The sequence below is a fragment of the Methylacidiphilum infernorum V4 genome (assembly GCF_000019665.1).
GTDB lineage: Bacteria > Verrucomicrobiota > Verrucomicrobiia > Methylacidiphilales > Methylacidiphilaceae > Methylacidiphilum > Methylacidiphilum infernorum.
The window spans coordinates 1,524,307-1,539,985 of sequence record NC_010794.1 but is presented as its reverse complement, the minus strand read 5'-3'; the positions used below and the strand labels follow the sequence as shown (position 1 = coordinate 1,539,985).

Below are 15,679 nucleotides of genomic sequence, written 5' to 3'. Positions count from 1 at the left end.
CAAAGTTCTATTGAGATTTACAAGATTTGGGTAATCTATCTGAATAAAGAGCATCGTCAACCCTTGGACACCAATTTCCTTGATGGACAATGGGGTATGCCCATGGAGGTTGGGCTAATAGCCAAATCAATGGGGAAACCGGCTTGGAATTCGGGTTTTTTCTCCTTGCTTAACAAGCGATAAAGTTTAAAGTTTGCTTTTCATGTTTTTGAGCTGGGCTTTAAGGAAGTAGCTTGGAGCTGATTTTGTTCTTTATTTTCTTTTATGAAGAAACGGAATACCAAGCTTATAAAAGCCAATAGAATGATCCAATCCCCGAATTTTTGATATGGGGTCTCTACCGGATGATGCCAGTAGGCTTCTCCAAGCAAGATCCCCTTGCAATCTACCGCCTTAGCCCCATTTTGGGTAAGGATGTTCGTGATCCTTCCTCTCTGGTCTATCCATACCGAAACGCCCGTGTTTGTGCACCGAAGCAGGGGAATGTCTAATTCGACCGTGCGGAAGAGGGCGTTGATCATATGGAGAAAGGCTCCCGGGGAGTCTTTGAACCATCCGTCGTTGGTAAGGTCGATCATAAGATCGGGTTTTTGGGCCGTCATTTTTCGAACGTAGCTGGCGATCGTGTCTTCAAAACAGATTAAAGGGGCGATTTTGAGCCGCGGGTTTTCAAGAGAAAACAGTGTGGGTTCTCTACCGGCAGAGAGATCGATTTGAAAAGGAACCAGCTTGCGTAAAAAAGGAAAAACGTGGGCCAAGGGAATGAATTCCCCAAAAGGAACAAGGCGGTTTTTGGCGTAAACTTCTGGATCTTCCCCGGGATATTTAAATAGAACGGCGACATTGAAAAGTTCGTTGGATGTGGCTTTAAAGGAGCCGGAGAGGAAAGAAAAAGGGTGAACGGCTTGGAGCTTGCGGATAGGTTCAAGGAGGTTGGGTGAAGAAAAGAAATCAAGGCCAAAAGGGCTTTCTGGCCAACAAACCAGGTCGGGCTTGAATGATAGGGATTGTCGGCTTAAGCGAATTTCTTCTAGGAAAGCTTCTTCAGGGTCAACGGGAATATTTAAATCTTGGGGAATATTGGGTTGAATGGCTGCGTAGCGCAGTTTTAAGGCTTTTTCACCGGGCAAGTTGTTTAACCGGTGGGCTCCATAAAAAAAACAGAGTCCAAAAAGTAGAGTGAGAGTTGCCGCTTCCATTTTGGGGAAGTAGGGCAGCTGCGAAGCATCATGTTTGAGGAGCGCGCGGATCGAAAAATAAAGAAGGCCGTTGGTAAAGGCGATTAACCAAGAAAGAAAAAACACCCCGCCCAGGCTACAGATTTGAATAAGAGTAATGTTCTTGTAGGCGCTCGCTGCGAGTGCATTCCAAGAAAATCCGCTAAAGAGCCAGCTTCTTACCCATTCGAGAATGATCCATAGATTGGCCACGGCAAGGGCATTGAGCATGTTGCTCGGGGAAGAAGAGGGGGATGAAAAATTGACGAGGGGACGACTCAAGGCTAAAAGCCAAAGTGCAGGATAAAGGGCAAGGTAAGCGATCAGCAGAGCCGTTCCGGCCACGGTCACCAGTCCGATCCACCAAAATGAAAGACTGAAAAAGAAAATTCCAAAAAGATAACCGCACCCCATCCTTTTCCACGGATCCTGTTGATAGAGATCGGCGGAAGCAAGGAGGGGGATGAGGCTTATCCAGCCAAGAGAAAAAGGAGTCTTGGGGTTAAAGCAAACACCCAGCAGGATGGCTGAAAGCAAGGGGAAGGCAAAAAAAAGGAGGGAAGAAGGAATGAAGATGCGTTTTGTTTTTTTTTCTTTTATTTTTAGATTGTCCATGGGTCGATTAATCACTTAAGACCATAAAAAAAAGGAAATGAAAATAGTATTGAACTCTTTAGTTTTCCCTTTTTAGGGTATCTCTCCATGACGAGGGGAAACGGGATAAAAACAAGATAAGCTATGTTAAAAATTTTACGAACCCACTCCTGGTTACTCATTATCGTGCTTGCCGCAATCGGCATATCTTTCCTCTTGTTTTTTAACATACCCGCTTTGAGTGGATTGAAAAATCCTTCTGTTGCCAAAATCGCGGGGAAAAATATTTCCTTGGAAACCTTCAGGCTAGCAAGGCAAGCCAGTTCCATCGAGATGGCTTTGAGCGGCTCAAGGCAGTCCTACGGAGAAAATCTCCAGCTCATCCTTGATCAAATGGCTTGGACTAGGCTCATTTTTCTTCAAGCGGCAAAGGAGTTCCACTGCATCGTCCCCGAAGAAGAAGTTGTACGGTTCATTCAACAACTCCCTTTCTTACAAAAAGAAGGGAAGTATGATGCATCCCTGTATAAGCGTTTTGTTTCTTCTTTTTTAACTCCCCAGGGAATATCCGAGGAAAGGTTTTTACAGGTCATGCATGAAGAACTTGTTATTGGAAAGGTAAAAAAGGCCTTGGTTGCTCCTATTGAAGTTATTCCCAAGGAAGTCGACGAGATTTATGCCATGACTTTCGGCCAAGTTCGAGTTGTGTTGCTGAGGATGAACCTCGAGGATTTCAAAAAAAATATCCAAATCCAGCCTGAGGAAATAGAAAAAGAATACAAAAGCCATCCCAAAGATCCAGATTATTATACCCCCGAAAAACGGAAAGCCGGGTTTGTTTTTTTCCCCTTTCCTGCTGAATTGCAAAACTTGAAGGGAAAAGAGCTTGAAGAGGCCAAGAGGAAAATTTTGGAACAAGCCGAAGATTTCGCCATAGAAGCTTCTCGACAGGTGGAAAATTCGGCAGCGAATTTCGAGCAGCTCGCCAAAGAAAAAAATTTATCTTACCAACTAACCGAACCGTTCCCTGCCGACAAACCCCCTTCAGCCATCGTGGAGCCTGAAAAGTTTTCTAAAACCGTTTTTGGGCTATCCCTTGATAAAGCGGTGAGTGAACCGGTTGAAACCTCAAAAGGTTATTACGTGGTTGTGCTGTTAAATGTAGAAAAAGGCTCACTGCGTCCTTTCGATGAGATAAAATCCACTGTTGAAGAAAAACTAAAAAGAAAGAAAGCTTTTGAAGCCTTGTTTCAGAAATCGGCACAAATCGAGAAAGACTTAAACAGGGCCCTTAAAGAGGGTAAAGATATTGAACAGCTGGCTAAGGCCGAAGGGCTCAGCGTTGAGAAGCCTCCTGCCTTTGTTCCAATTGATCCTCCCAAGGATTTGGAAGCGGGCAATGAAATCGGTTTTCTCTGTCAACTGTTGGAACCAATGCGGTTAAGCCATTTTTTACCCACCATGAATGGAGGAGTGTTTATTTATTTAGAGAATCGTTCTGCTCCGGAAATGCCTAATGAACTGGAAATAAAGGACAGGCTCGAAAAGGATTTGCTCATGAGCAGAAGACAAGCGTTTTTGGAGGAGTGGGTGATAACTAGAAGCAAGCTTCCCGGCTATATGCCTCCTTCTTCCCTGTTGCAAAGGCCCGCGCTTCAAGATAACTAACCGGTTAGGAATGCTTGCCTGGGAAACGTATACCGAAAAGGGGGGCGATCCTGAACAGGGAAAAGAGGGTAAAGGCGACAAGGGGGCTGAAAATGGCAACGGCGGGAGGGATTCGTGAGCCTTGGCCTAAAATTTGAAAGAAATGAAAAATCAAATAGAAGGCGATGAGAATAAAGAGCGCATTAAAAACTCCTGCCGTCGGATGCCTGCTGCTGAGTCTTCCCCCTTCGGCAAGGCCGATAAGCAGAAGAACCAGTATGGTTAGAGGTTCAGCAACAAGGGTATAGAACTGCACTTGGTAAGGAGCAAGGAGAGTTTTTTGGATGCTCCGTGGTTTATTGATCAACTTCCAAAGTTCGGAAGCATTGAGATCACGGGGCTTTTTTTCAAGGGCAACCATTTGCCTTGGAGGGGTATTCCAGGAAACCAAGGGAAGGGTTTCAAAATAAGTACTTTGCAAAAAATTGTTTGCAGAGTCATAGTCGATCCGGTTCACTTCGTAGAAAATCCAATGATTGTCTTTCCAGGCAGCTTTGCGGGCGAAATATTTTTTTAAATCTTTCCCTGAATTTTCTTGAACAACGACCTCTACATCTTCTCCTTGATTTTTAATGAAATCAAGTTGGCGGAAATACCAAATTCGTTTTTCGGCTTCTTCTTTATAGATTATTCCCCGGAGGGCATGCACCGCGGTTTTGTTTCCTTTGATATCCTCAAGAATCTGATCTCTTTTAGCCTGGGAATTGCCGCCTGGACCCAGTTGAAGGGCTGCAAGAAAAAGAGTGACGAGCACTCCAATGATCAAAAAAGGGGTGAATATTTTTTGCAGGGGAACACCGCAGGCTTGCATGGCTATCAGTTCCCCGTGCCTGTGCAGTTGCATGAGGAAGTAAAGGGAAGAAAAAAGAGAAGCAGGAGGAACGATCATGATGATGACAGCGGGCAGGTAAGCGAGGTAATAGTGGAAAATTTGACCGGGCGTAGCTTTGTTTTGAATGAAATCTTCAAGTGATCCAAACAGATCGGCAATAATGACCAAAGAACAGAAAGCAACGATCGTAAAAAGAAGGGGGAATAAGAAGCCTTTAAAAAGGTAACGGAAGAGAATCTTTTTCATTATCCAGAAGCCCGATATCGCTGTATATTCGGCCGTAGTTCTTAATGAATATGGATAACACACTGGTAAGATCAAATCAAATCATTGAAACGGAATTGAGAGAGCTTCGTGATTTAGCCGCAAAAGTGGAAAAAACAACAAGCATCCTTTCCAAAGCGGCAAACCGGCTGCTCTACTGTTTTGAGCAAAACAAAAAGGTTCTTTGTGCTGGAAACGGAGGAAGCGCAGCTCAAGCCATGCACTTTGTCGAAGAGTTGCTCGGAAAATTTAAAGAAAAAAGAAGGCCTCTTGGTGCCCTATCGCTTGTTTCGGATAGCACGACTCTGAGCTGCATTGCCAACGATTTTGGCTTTGAAGAGGTTTTTTCAAGGCAAATAGAAGCCATGGGAAAGGCTGGAGATCTTTTAATTTTGTTTTCCACAAGTGGGAATTCCCGCAATCTTCTTCGGGCGGCCCAAGCAGCCAAGAGTCTGAAAATATTCTCCATCGCTTTTCTGGGCAAAGGAGGAGGGAAGCTGGCGGATCTGGTCGATTTGGCTTGGATTGTTCCCAGCGATAATACCTCGAGAATCCAGGAGATGCATTGCTGGGCTGCACACGTTTTGCTTGAGATCGTTGAAGAATGGGAATCTTCCAGGAAAGAGATCAAAGCAGTTTAACTCTAAACAAGGGCTTGTTAAAATCTACCGGCTTGCCGTTTTCGGCCAACACCTCGGTAATAATCCCGTGGACTTCTGCCTTGATTTCGTTCATCACCTTCATGGCTTCGATAATGCATACGACCGTATCTTCGTAGACTTCCTGGCCCACCTCGACATAGGGTTGAGCGTTAGGAGAAGGAGCCCTATAAAATATGCCTACCATGGGGGATCGAATCTCGGCCGTCCGGGAAGGGGTTAAAAGAGACGGTTCTTTATCTTTGATTTCTACGACATGCTGGCTACTTCCGAAAAAATGAGGAGGAGTAGGGATAGGGGGGGGTTGAGGAGGAAAATCCTTCCTAAGCTTGATCTTGGAATTTTCTTCTTCAATCTCAATTTCATTAAGATTGTTTTTGATCATCAGCTCGATAAGTTCTGCAATTTTAGCTATGTCCATAGATTTCTTTTTCTATCTTCCTCAATATCTTCCATTTTGAAGAAAATCTTTTTACAATCAATGTATTTCCATCGATCATCTACCAATTTGATCTTAAAAAAAACCCACCTCTACCCTCTTCCTTCAGGAAGCGGATAAGCCGCCTCATTCCGGTGTTTTCTGACTCTTGATATACTCTCGGATAACAGCCGAAGGAGTTCTGCCACAGCTCCCGGCGAAATAACTTGGGCCTCAAGACGTCTAAAAAAGGGGGGAGAGCTTTCATTTTTCATTTAATCCGGCATTCCGTCTCCGGCCCTTCTGCCCTAAGCTCTTTTCATCAATCCATGGTTTAAGAGTTATTGCTTTTTATCCTTTGTGGGCAGAGAAAGGCGGCCTCTATGGCCAGGTTTTCATCCATTCCATAGCTGAGATCCTGGTTTAGTCTTTCGATAGTCCGAATTTCATCTATAAAGCTTAAGCAACTTTTTGGCGGGGAACCTTTTTCCAATTCTTCCTGGATTTTATGCCAATAAGCCAATTCGACAAGCCGCAAAAACTTTTCTCTTTTTTCATGTGTTTCTGCCGATAGGGCTTCCTGGCTTTCTTTTTCTCCCGGGCCCTTTTCTTCTTTTCCAGGTTCAAGAGGCGTTTTTGCTCTTAAAAGAAAATCATGGAGAAGGGCGATTTTTTTGAGCTTCTCCCTTTCTGGATCGCTGTCGGGTTCAAGCCATTTTTGAACCTCGGGCCAAAGCTCCCGCTCTTCGGGAGAAATTTCAAAAGGTCGATTCCTTACAGAAACGCGTAAGCATCGGGATAAGAGGGTAGGGAAAAGGGCCATGGGCCGGGTTGAAGTCAAAATAATTGTCGTATTTAAAGGAGGTTCTTCGAGAGTTTTTAAAAAAGCGTTCGCCGCTTCGCCTCCTCCCAAGCACATGCTCTCGGCTTCCAATAAGAGACATACCTTTCTTGACTCTCTATAGGGTCTTAAATAAAGATCCCTGCAAACATCCTTGACTTGCTGAACGCTGATCCGTTTTAATTTTGATTGGGGCTTAACGACATAGAAATCGGGATGCTTTGTGGGATCTGTTCCAAGTAGCTCTCTGGAAAGTTCCCTTCCTAGGTTCACCAATAGGGAAGAACTGGAACTGCTCAACAGGATAGCCGATGGCAACCTTCGGTTTAAAATGGCTTTTTTGAAAAGACGCAGACAAGTTTCATAACTTAAAGACATTTTCCACTTTCTCCCATATAAGAGCTGAAATAAATTGAGGGCTATCCGTCCCTTTGACAATATAAAAGCGGTGAGGCTCCCTTTGAGCCAGCTCAAGATAGGCCTGCCTTATTTGTTCAAGGGATTTTTCAAATTCATCCTGCAGCCTGTCGGTTATCGTCTTTTTATGGTCTCTTTTTTTGATCCTAGACCGTGAGCACTGATGCGGAATGTCCAAGAGAATGGTCAGCGTGGGTTTTATGCCCGATGAAGCCAGCTCGTTTAATTCTTCGATCGTTTTTAAGGGGATACCTCGGATTATGCCCTGGTAGACGAGGGTGGAATCGACGAAACGGTCGGCCAGAATCCAGGAATTTTTAGCCATTTCGGGCTCGATGACTCTCTTGGTTAGCTCTACTCGGCTCGCTTCAAACAAAAAGAGTTCGGTTAGAGGATAGAGGCTTAAGGAAGAATGCTTAAGGATCCGGCGAAGCTTTTCTCCAAGCTTTGTCGTCCCGGGCTCCCTCACGATAACAACCTTCTGGCCATGATCTTCCAACCTTTTTTTGAGTAGGCGAATCTGGGTAGTTTTCCCACATCCTTCGCTGCCTTCGAAGCTTATGAAACGGGCTTTTATTCCTTCCATACTTTCTGTCCTTCGGGGGTGTCTTGAACTATCCATCCCATTTCCTGGAGCTTTTGCCTGATGTTATCGCTTTTCTGCCAATCCTTGTGTTTCCGGGCTTCAGCCCTGATCGCCAGCAGAGATTGGATTTCAGGTGGGACTTGAACATTTAATTCTCCTACACCTAAAACGGCATCGACCAGTTGCCAGGCTTTATCGATTTGGGGAAGAGCTTCTCCTTTATCCATCAGCCGATTGGTTAGCCTAATCCATTCAAAGAGATGACCAACAGCTTCAGTTATGTTCAAGTCATCGGCGAGAGCTTCGATGAAGCGGCGGACAAACAACTGCTGTTCAGGCCCTTCCTGCTGTTGAAACTGAGAAGGGGGAATGTTTTGCAGCCTGCTTAACCACTGGTCTATCCTTTTGAGGGCTTCCCGTGACGACTCCATGCCCTGCCATGTAAAATTAAGGGTCTGCCGGTAGTGGGAAGAAGTCAAAAGATGGTAGCGCAGAACTCTTGGACTAAACCCCTTATTTATGATGTCCCGCAAAGTATAAATATTTCCCAGGGACTTGGACATCTTTTCTCCTTCCACAAGAACGTGAGAGACGTGGAACCAGTGACGGACAAAGTTCTTCCCTGTCACGGATTCGCTCTGGGCTATTTCGTTTTCGTGATGGGGAAAAATCAGATCTACTCCTCCACAATGAATGTCGATCTCTTCTCCTAAGTAACACATGCTCATGGTTGAACATTCAATGTGCCATCCCGGCCTGCCTATTTCCCACGGGGAAATCCAACCGATTTCCCCATCTTCTGTCTTTCTCGCTTTCCAGAGAGCAAAATCGCCGTAATTTTCCTTGACATATTCATCGGAGAATACCTGTGTTCCCAGCTTTAATTTATCCTTTTCCAGGTGGGAAAGCTTCCCGTATTCGGGAAAAGAGTTGATCCTGAAATAGACTGACCCATCGACGCCGATGTAGGCATGATCTTTTTCCAAGAGCTGGCGGATAAATTCGATCATTTTTTCTATATGTTCGGTTGCCCGGGGTTGGAAGTGGGGTTTAAGCATGTGCAGAGAGCGCATATCCTTTTCAAACTCATCGATATAGCGCTGGGTGTAGGCGCTTAAAGCCACTCCCGCTGCTCGGGAAGCGGCAATGGTCTTATCGTCAACATCGGTATAGTTCATCGCATGAACGACCTTGTAACCAAAAAGCTCAAGAGCTCTCCGCAAGAGGTCCACGCAGAGAAAGGTTCTGAAATTACCGATGTGGGCAAGGTTATAAACCGTCGGCCCACAGGCATAGATCGTAACCTGCGGGGGGTTGATGGGATTGATCGGCTCGACTCGGCGAGAAAGGGTATTAAAAAGCTGGAATGGAGGAAGGGCAAATGAGAATTTCACCATGGCTAGATGTTTAATTTTTGTGGTTAGAAATTTTTGGTTTCAATGAAAATCATCGGGTGGTGGCTGGATGAGTTTTTTCTTTTTTTTCCTTAAGCCGGGAGAAAATTTCTTCGGCCGGATAGCTTAGGATTTCAGAAAGGGTAGGATGATAAAAAGGCATTTTTAATAGGTCTTCAACAGTGCCCCTATAATATATGCAGGTGGAAAGTTGATGAATCAACTCTGAAGCATGGGGGCCGATGATCGTTCCAAAAAGAATTTCTGCCGAAGAGGGATCGGCACAAATTTTAACAAAGCCTTTTTCTTTACCTTCGATGATCGCTTTGCCGTGATCTTTGAAAAAATACTTTGCGCAAAGCGCTTTTCTGTTTGAAGGCCATAAGCCGACCATGGCGACTTGGGGATCCGTAAAAACTACCTCCATGGTTAAACGCCTGCATACCACGTTGGATGGGGGTTTGCCGGCAAGGATTTCAAGGGCGTTTTTCGCCGCAATTTCTCCCTCTTCCCTTGCGATATGGACTATACCGTAATTTCCGGAGGCATCTCCCGCTACAAAAATGTGGGGAATGGCCGTTTGCATTTTGTCATTGAGAGATAGGGGTTGAACCTGGATATCGATTCCGATTTTTTCTAATCCAAGCTTTTCGACGTTGGGTTTTCTTCCCAGGGCATACAATATTTCTTCAGAAAAGACCTCCGTTTTTTTTCCCTTGTAAAGAAAAGAAACTTTTTTATAGCCGTTTTCTTTTGTTACCGCTTCGATTTGAGTATCGCTGAAAACACCGATGCCTTCAGATAGAAAAGCCTCCCTGAGACATTCGGAAACTTCAGGATCGAATGACTTGACGAGCCTGGGACTTCGTTGAATGATCGTCGTTTTGCAGCCGAGCCTGGAAAAAAACTGGGCAAATTCACAACCCACAGCTCCCCCTCCTAAAATAGTCAGGCTTCCAGGAAGCCGTTCAAGCTCCAATGCCGAGTCGCTGGTCAAGAATCCCGTTTGGGCTAAGCCTGGAATGGGCAAAGGATCGATCACAGATCCGGTAGCTATGATAAAAGTTTTTGAAGAAATGAGCCGTTCTTTACCCCCTTTTTGCTTTATGACCAGCTCATGAGGACTGATAAAGGAAGCCCGCCCGCGGATGAAATCGATCGGCAGAGAAAGCATTTCTTCTTCCCTGCCTTGGGCAAATTCCTCTACCAGTGTCCTTTTCCTCTTTTGTATGCGAAGCATGTCCGCAGAAAGGTTTTCTACGTTTAGTCCATAGTTTTTGGCCTGCTGGATTTCCCAGAAACGGTTACTCGATTCGATAAAAGTTTTTGAAGGCATGCATCCTTTGAGAATACAAAGTCCCCCTAATTTTTCAGCTTCGTCGATCAGGGCGACGCGTATTGCCGCTTTTGAAGCTACCGAGGCTGCAGCAAAGCCTGCCGATCCCGCACCAAGGATCGCTAGCTCGTAAGGCTCTTTCATTTTACCGTTCTTTTCTTTTTACCGTTTTTCTTCTCTACCGGATCATCTGCTTTTATCGGGAAGGTCGATAAAAGGGAAAAGGGAAAAGAAATCGGAGGGTCTAGAAAAGCTTGGAAAAAGATGATCGGGATAGACTTTCCCTAGTTGCTCTTGGCTAAATCCCCCCGTGGAGACGGCAACCGAAGAAAAACCGGCGGATTTAGCACAGAGAACATCATGGGGAGTGTCTCCTATTACCCAGATATTTTTCGGTTCGATTACAGGTCCCATCATTCCTTTAACCAGTTCCGAGGCTGTCTGGGCAAGATAATCCCTGGATTCATGGAGATCCCCAAAAATGCCAAATGAAAAATAGGTCCACAGCCCGAAATGGGAAAGCTTGATCTGGGCAGCTTTTTTGAAATTTCCCGTCAAAAGCCCCATCTTTACTGTAGGGATTTGATCCAATGTTTTTACAATATCCAGGATTCCAGGACACAGATTTCCATTGGGACTTTGGAGCATTTCTTCTCGAAGAACTCTAAAGTAATAGTTGCTATAGAGGGAAAGATTCTTCGAGGTAAAAGGGACGGCGCATCGACTTAAGATTTGCTTGGCGATCATAAGATCTGTTCTCCCCCTATAGTCTATTTCTTCAGGAGTTAATTCCAACTTGTAGAGCTCTTTTATGGTGCGGAAAATGGCTTTGACTCCTGCTCCTCCAGACTGTATGAGCGTTCCATCGATATCCCACAAAAATATGTATTTTGTTTTCTTCATGGAAAGGGGCAATTCCAGTGGATAAACACCGATCAGCTTTAGAAGCCCATTATGGAATAACCGCAATCGATGTAGAGGGTTTGTCCCGTAATGGCTCTTGATTCATCGGTGGCAAGAAATAATGCGGCTGAAGCTACGTCCGTCGTCTCCGTATTTCTGCCCAGGGGGGATTTCGAGGCGCATTCTTTTAGAAATTTTGTAAAACCACTTATTCCCCGGGCTGCAAGGGTATTGATGGGGCCTGGGCTGAGGGCGTTTACCCGTATCCCATCCTTTCCCAGTTCATAGGCTAGGTATCTTACGGTGGATTCGAGGGCAGCTTTTGCCGGTCCCATGATCTTGTAGTTGGAGATGACTTTTTCAGAACCGTAATAGCTCAAGGTTAGAATACTCCCTCCCTCTGAGAACAAGGCCTTGGCTTCCCTGGCAAGGGCTATAAGAGAATAAACACTGGTTTCGAAAGTTCTTAAAAAATCTTGCCGCGAGGTTTCGTAAAAATTTTTTTCTAGGGCTTCTTTGGGAGCAAAGGCGATGGAATGGAGTAAAACATGGATTTTGGGAAAGTGGGCTTTAGTTTTTGAAAAGAATTGGCTAACCTGCTCTTCGTCGGTGACGTCACAGGGAAAAGCAAGCGGAGTATCTTCCCCGGGAAGCTCAGCAAGGAGCTCCTCAACTGATTTTTTGAGCCTTTCTCCTTGGTATCCGATGACTAAATGAGCTCCTGCTTTATGCCAAGCTTTGGCGATAGCCCAAGCAATGCTCCACTTGTTGGCGACGCCAAAGACGAGGGCATTCTTTCCTAACAAAGGCTTATCGGTGGTCATATTCTTTTTATTGAAGAAAGCAGAATAAAATATAAAGAGCAAATTTTAATTGGACGCAAAAATGAGTATCTTATTTCTAGTTAATAAAAAACTGTAAGTGTTATAACAACAGGAGTTTGCTCCTCTTTTTAATTGCAGATTTTCTTCTTCATAAACAAAATGGTTGTCAATTAAGCAAATGCCTATTGGAGAAAAAAGGCAGGATTTGAAGCTGGTCTATAGAAGTTATCAAGTTTTTTTATAGAATAAAAGGGAATCTTTTATTGTGTTAAATATAGTAATAACTTTTAGATGATAGATCATAAAAAAACTTTATAATTGTCAATGATTCAATTTTTTCCTAAAAAAAAGGTCTGAGGGAGGCTACAGGGGGGGAGCTTAAGGGTGGGCCGGCTAAAATTTTAAACAATGAAGCGCATACTTATTCTTACCGCCGGTTTTGGCGAAGGCCATAATACGGCGGCCCGCAATATCCAGGAAGCCATCGAGCACCTCGAGTCTGATGAAGCCCTTGTTGATCGTATCGATCTGTTTGATTCTTGTTATGGAAAATTCAGCGATCTGTTGCGTCAAGGGTATCTGACCGCCATAAATCGGGTTCCGTTAATTTGGAGGGGCATCTATTCTATTTTCGATCGAACGACTTTTATTGAAGATGTCCTTGTTGCTTTTGCCAAGATGAAGCAAGCTCTCGATTGGCTGTTAAGGGAAACCCAGCCCGACGTGGTGATCTCTACCTATCCTTTTTATAATTTTTTGATCGAAGAAATATTTAAAGAGGGGAAGGAAAAAAATTTTGTTCAAGTTACAGTCATTACTGATTCGATCACCGTAAACTCCTTTTGGTATAGAAGCTGGAGCGATTACTATGTTGTCCCCAATGCGGATACGGCCTCCATTTTGAAATCGGTGGGTATTGATGAATGCCGGATCCTGGAATTTGGTTTTCCTGTTCAGCTCGAATTTCTGGAGAGGGCAAAACAGGGAGTCGAGCTGGATGCAATACAGCGGCCAAAAATTTTGTATATCATCAATTCAGGGAGAAAAAAGGCAGCTAAGATCATTGACGAGCTCATCCAAAGGAAACATTGGAAGGCGACGATCGTGGTGGGTAAAGATGAAAAGCTTTTCTATAATATATCCGATCACGTCAAGGGTTTTGAAGAACGCATCGAGGTTTTGGGATGGACAGACAAGATTCCTGAACTGTTGCTCAACCATCATGTCGTTATAAGCAAAGCGGGAGGAGCTACTGTACAAGAGGCAATTGCGGCATGTTGCCCCATGATTATTCCCCAAGTTGTTCCCGGACAAGAAGAGGGTAATTATGAACTTTTGCGCAGATATGGAGTGGCCTGTTTTGCCGAGAAACCTTCGGATATCGGATCAGCCCTTGAATATCTTTTCGAAAACGAGGGGGAAAAGTGGAAACAGTTAAAAAATAACCTCAAAAAAATCAGCAAACCGGATAGCTCGATCAGAATCGCTCGTTTTGTCTTGGAACAGTCGCTTTTAGAGACTACCCCTTCGAGAATCTTTCCTTCTTTTGCAAATAAGCTGACCGAGCTGAATTTTTCCCTGGTAAAATCCACCTCCTCTCAACCCCTGCTGTGTGATTTTCATATCCATTCGACCTATTCTGATGGGAGGCTAACCATTAGTGAAATTGTCGATTTTTATGGACAACGGGGATTTGATTGCATCTGCCTGACAGATCATCTCGTGGATAGGAAAAGGCTGATCGGCAAATTTTGCGAGCTTACCGGGCTTGTCCTTACGCCGACCAAAGTGGCTGAATATTTTGAAACCATCGAAAAGGAAAAGAAAAGGGCATGGAAAAAATACGGGATGATTCTTTTTTGTGGAATAGAGTTTAACAAGGATGGGTATAGTCCTAAAACATCAGCCCATCTTTTGGGTATTGATTTGAAGAACCCGATAGATCCCTGTTTATCGTTAAAAGAGATCATAGCTGAAATCCATAAACAAAAGGCTTTGGCTGTCGCTTCTCACCCTCATGTTTTTCAGAGTGTTTGGGGACCCAACACGCTTTTTCTATGGGAAAACCAGCAAGAATATATTCCGCTTCTCGACGCTTGGGAGGTAGCCAATCGAAACGATCTTTTTTCTCCCGTAGGGCTTAAAAAACTGCCTTTTATCGCCAACAGCGATTTTCATAAGCCCAAGCATATCTATTCTTGGAAAACGATATTGTATTGCGGCAAGGACCCCGAAGAGATCAAAGAATGTATCCGTTCCAATAGAAACGTGGCTATTACCCTTTACCGAGATCACAAGTTTGGTGTGATCCTCCAAAAGAACATAGCTGAGCTGGAAATAGCCTGAAGCGGGATGAATGGTCCTGAAATTATCTTTGGAGAGCTCTGTTGTAGTCCTGTAGAATTCCAGCTTCTAAGGTTCTTGCTCTCTAGGAAGGAGGGCAAGTTTTCTTTTCGCAATCTCTTGAGTTCTTTGAGCTTGAATGAAAAAGAAATTTGGGGCGCTCTTTGTGCGTTGGAAGAGAAAGGATTTATAATCAGCTATTCTCCTCTCATGGGTTTTGAAGTGAGCCCTCCTTTGCCCGATTTGATTCATCCCGCTGAAGTTGAGCTCATCCTTGAAAAATTGAACTGTCGCATCCCCTGGAGAGTGAAAATCTTTCAAGTTATCGATTCAACGAGTGATGAGGTTCTGCGAAGGGGCAGAAGGGGAGAGAAAGAAGGACTTGTCGTGATCGCAGAAAGGCAGTTGCGGGGAAGAGGAAGACAGGGAAGATCATGGGAATCTTCTTTAGCTCTTGGCCTTTACATGACCTTGCTTTTAGAGCCTTCCTTCCAGCCTCTCCTTCCTCAACAGTTTGCTCTGATGAGTTCTGTTGCCGTGGTGGAAGCTCTGAATAACCTGGGGTTAGAAAACGTAGGCATAAAATGGCCCAACGACATTGTTGTGGATTCAAGGAAGCTCGGAGGAATTCTCATTGAAACAGACCGGGGGATAAATTCTAAAAGGTTTATCGCCATAGGCATTGGCATCAACGTGAATCAGGCGGAAATCCATTTTTCAGGCCCATTGCAAAATAAGGCGACATCGATTTACATGGAAAGAGGCCAGCCCATGAGGAGGGTAGAGCTCATGGCGGAAGTTTTAAAAAGGATCGACCGCAATTATGGATTGTCTTTTTTTGAAATTAAAGAGAAATGGATGAAAAAGATGGTTAACCGGGACCGGGAAGTGGAATTTGAGGAGGATGGCCAGAGGATCAAGGGAATAATAAGGGGAATTGACGAAATGGGGTGGCTTGTTGTTGAAAAAGAAAATGGATCGATCCAGAAATTTTTTTCGTTGGGATGCTGAACAATAGGATCCCGGTGAAGCTTAAGAAAGCGGGGTGAAAGAGACATTGCTAAAAAAGGGAAAAATGCTCTTTTTTAATTTTAAGAATGAGTTACAATAAAATCATGGTCGCCAATCCCAAGAGATGGCCGGGTTCCGGCGGTGGAGATCCTGGAGGTAGGTGGGACAAGGAAAATAAAACCATAATCTTTGTTTTTTTATTTTTGTTTGGTCTTTACATGGCGGCTTTGTTTTACCGAATATGGAGAGCATTCGGTTGGTAGACAGCTAAGGTAATCGAATTGGAGATGGAAAGAGCTTTTGCTTAAAACCCTTCCAGGGTTTTTCTAAACT

The 15,679-nt window shown here is 44.3% G+C and carries 14 protein-coding genes; 5 read left to right on the top strand and 9 right to left on the bottom strand.

From position 1 onward, the window contains the following. Positions 1 to 200: 200 nt before the first annotated feature. Positions 201 to 1,832, bottom strand: coding sequence for an apolipoprotein N-acyltransferase (gene lnt / locus MINF_RS07290; RefSeq protein WP_048810256.1), 1,632 nt, complete (start codon positions 1,830 to 1,832; stop codon positions 201 to 203). Between the two features lie 123 nt (positions 1,833 to 1,955). On the opposite strand from lnt, the gene MINF_RS07285 reads away from it, so the two are divergent. Then, complete coding sequence (locus MINF_RS07285) at positions 1,956 to 3,479, top strand: peptidylprolyl isomerase (RefSeq protein ID WP_012463979.1); 1,524 nt, start codon at positions 1,956 to 1,958, stop codon at positions 3,477 to 3,479. Between the two features lie 4 nt (positions 3,480 to 3,483). Here MINF_RS07285 and MINF_RS07280 read toward each other — a convergent pair whose 3' ends face one another. Then, a complete protein-coding gene (locus tag MINF_RS07280) occupies positions 3,484 to 4,596 on the bottom strand; it encodes an LptF/LptG family permease (RefSeq protein WP_048810255.1) in 1,113 nt (370 codons plus the stop codon). 44 nt (positions 4,597 to 4,640) lie between these two features. Here MINF_RS07280 and MINF_RS07275 point away from each other — a divergent pair, with 44 nt between their 5' ends. Then, on the top strand, positions 4,641 to 5,255 hold the full coding sequence (locus MINF_RS07275) for a D-sedoheptulose-7-phosphate isomerase (RefSeq protein ID WP_012463977.1): 615 nt from the start codon (positions 4,641 to 4,643) through the stop codon (positions 5,253 to 5,255). Here the strand turns inward: MINF_RS07275 and accB are convergent. From accB to MINF_RS07240, 7 genes are all read right to left on the bottom strand, one after another. Next, complete coding sequence (accB, locus tag MINF_RS07270) at positions 5,242 to 5,694, bottom strand: acetyl-CoA carboxylase biotin carboxyl carrier protein (RefSeq protein WP_012463976.1); 453 nt, start codon at positions 5,692 to 5,694, stop codon at positions 5,242 to 5,244. The two genes, MINF_RS07275 and accB, sit on opposite strands and share 14 nt — an antisense overlap. A gap of 331 nt (positions 5,695 to 6,025) precedes the next feature. Then, on the bottom strand, positions 6,026 to 6,910 hold the full coding sequence (locus MINF_RS07265; protein ID WP_012463974.1) for a DNA replication protein: 885 nt from the start codon (positions 6,908 to 6,910) through the stop codon (positions 6,026 to 6,028). After that, positions 6,894 to 7,535 carry a dTMP kinase gene (gene tmk, locus MINF_RS07260; RefSeq protein WP_148205192.1) on the bottom strand — a complete coding sequence of 214 codons (642 nt, stop codon included), beginning with the start codon at positions 7,533 to 7,535 and terminating at the stop codon, positions 6,894 to 6,896. The genes MINF_RS07265 and tmk overlap by 17 nt, the downstream gene beginning before the upstream one ends. Beyond that, on the bottom strand, positions 7,523 to 8,932 hold the full coding sequence (cysS, locus tag MINF_RS07255) for a cysteine--tRNA ligase (RefSeq protein WP_012463972.1): 1,410 nt from the start codon (positions 8,930 to 8,932) through the stop codon (positions 7,523 to 7,525). Before cysS ends, tmk begins: the two co-directional genes overlap by 13 nt. Positions 8,933 to 8,981: 49 nt before the next feature. After that, a complete protein-coding gene (locus MINF_RS07250; protein ID WP_012463971.1) occupies positions 8,982 to 10,409 on the bottom strand; it encodes a dihydrolipoyl dehydrogenase family protein in 1,428 nt (475 codons plus the stop codon). A 42-nt stretch (positions 10,410 to 10,451) separates the two neighbouring features. Then, positions 10,452 to 11,168, bottom strand: a complete 717-nt coding sequence (locus MINF_RS07245) for an HAD family hydrolase (RefSeq protein WP_148205191.1) — start codon at positions 11,166 to 11,168, stop codon at positions 10,452 to 10,454. A 38-nt stretch (positions 11,169 to 11,206) separates the two neighbouring features. Then, positions 11,207 to 11,992: an enoyl-ACP reductase FabI gene (locus tag MINF_RS07240; RefSeq protein ID WP_048810254.1), complete on the bottom strand. Its 786-nt coding sequence runs from the start codon at positions 11,990 to 11,992 to the stop codon at positions 11,207 to 11,209. A gap of 408 nt (positions 11,993 to 12,400) precedes the next feature. On the opposite strand from MINF_RS07240, the gene MINF_RS07235 reads away from it, so the two are divergent. The 3 genes from MINF_RS07235 (at position 12,401) to MINF_RS11470 (ending at position 15,609) form a co-directional block, all read left to right on the top strand. Beyond that, the gene (locus tag MINF_RS07235) at positions 12,401 to 14,338 is read left to right on the top strand and encodes an MGDG synthase family glycosyltransferase (protein WP_012463968.1); all 1,938 of its coding nucleotides are present in this window, start codon (positions 12,401 to 12,403) and stop codon (positions 14,336 to 14,338) included. Positions 14,339 to 14,344: 6 nt separating this feature from the next. Next, positions 14,345 to 15,346 (top strand): biotin--[acetyl-CoA-carboxylase] ligase, encoded by a 1,002-nt coding sequence (locus MINF_RS07230; RefSeq protein WP_012463967.1) that lies wholly within the window; start codon positions 14,345 to 14,347, stop codon positions 15,344 to 15,346. Between the two features lie 86 nt (positions 15,347 to 15,432). Then, a complete protein-coding gene (locus MINF_RS11470) occupies positions 15,433 to 15,609 on the top strand; it encodes a hypothetical protein (protein ID WP_012463966.1) in 177 nt (58 codons plus the stop codon). Positions 15,610 to 15,679 lie beyond the last annotated feature (70 nt).

Excerpts from the sequence above, each read along its gene's own strand:
- MINF_RS07235 (WP_012463968.1), top strand. The coding sequence starts at position 12,401 with ATGAAGCGCATACTTATTCTTACCGCCGGTTTTGGCGAAGGCCATAAT.
- lnt (WP_048810256.1), bottom strand. The coding sequence starts at position 1,832 with ATGGACAATCTAAAAATAAAAGAAAAAAAAACAAAACGCATCTTCATT.
- MINF_RS07275 (WP_012463977.1), top strand. The coding sequence starts at position 4,641 with ATGAATATGGATAACACACTGGTAAGATCAAATCAAATCATTGAAACG.
- MINF_RS07230 (WP_012463967.1), top strand. The coding sequence starts at position 14,345 with ATGAATGGTCCTGAAATTATCTTTGGAGAGCTCTGTTGTAGTCCTGTA.
- tmk (WP_148205192.1), bottom strand. The coding sequence starts at position 7,535 with ATGGAAGGAATAAAAGCCCGTTTCATAAGCTTCGAAGGCAGCGAAGGA.
- MINF_RS07250 (WP_012463971.1), bottom strand. The coding sequence starts at position 10,409 with ATGAAAGAGCCTTACGAGCTAGCGATCCTTGGTGCGGGATCGGCAGGC.
- MINF_RS07240 (WP_048810254.1), bottom strand. The coding sequence starts at position 11,992 with ATGACCACCGATAAGCCTTTGTTAGGAAAGAATGCCCTCGTCTTTGGC.
- MINF_RS07285 (WP_012463979.1), top strand. The coding sequence starts at position 1,956 with ATGTTAAAAATTTTACGAACCCACTCCTGGTTACTCATTATCGTGCTT.
- MINF_RS11470 (WP_012463966.1), top strand. The coding sequence starts at position 15,433 with ATGAGTTACAATAAAATCATGGTCGCCAATCCCAAGAGATGGCCGGGT.
- MINF_RS07245 (WP_148205191.1), bottom strand. The coding sequence starts at position 11,168 with ATGAAGAAAACAAAATACATATTTTTGTGGGATATCGATGGAACGCTC.
- MINF_RS07265 (WP_012463974.1), bottom strand. The coding sequence starts at position 6,910 with ATGTCTTTAAGTTATGAAACTTGTCTGCGTCTTTTCAAAAAAGCCATT.
- accB (WP_012463976.1), bottom strand. The coding sequence starts at position 5,694 with ATGGACATAGCTAAAATTGCAGAACTTATCGAGCTGATGATCAAAAAC.
- cysS (WP_012463972.1), bottom strand. The coding sequence starts at position 8,932 with ATGGTGAAATTCTCATTTGCCCTTCCTCCATTCCAGCTTTTTAATACC.
- MINF_RS07280 (WP_048810255.1), bottom strand. The coding sequence starts at position 4,596 with ATGAAAAAGATTCTCTTCCGTTACCTTTTTAAAGGCTTCTTATTCCCC.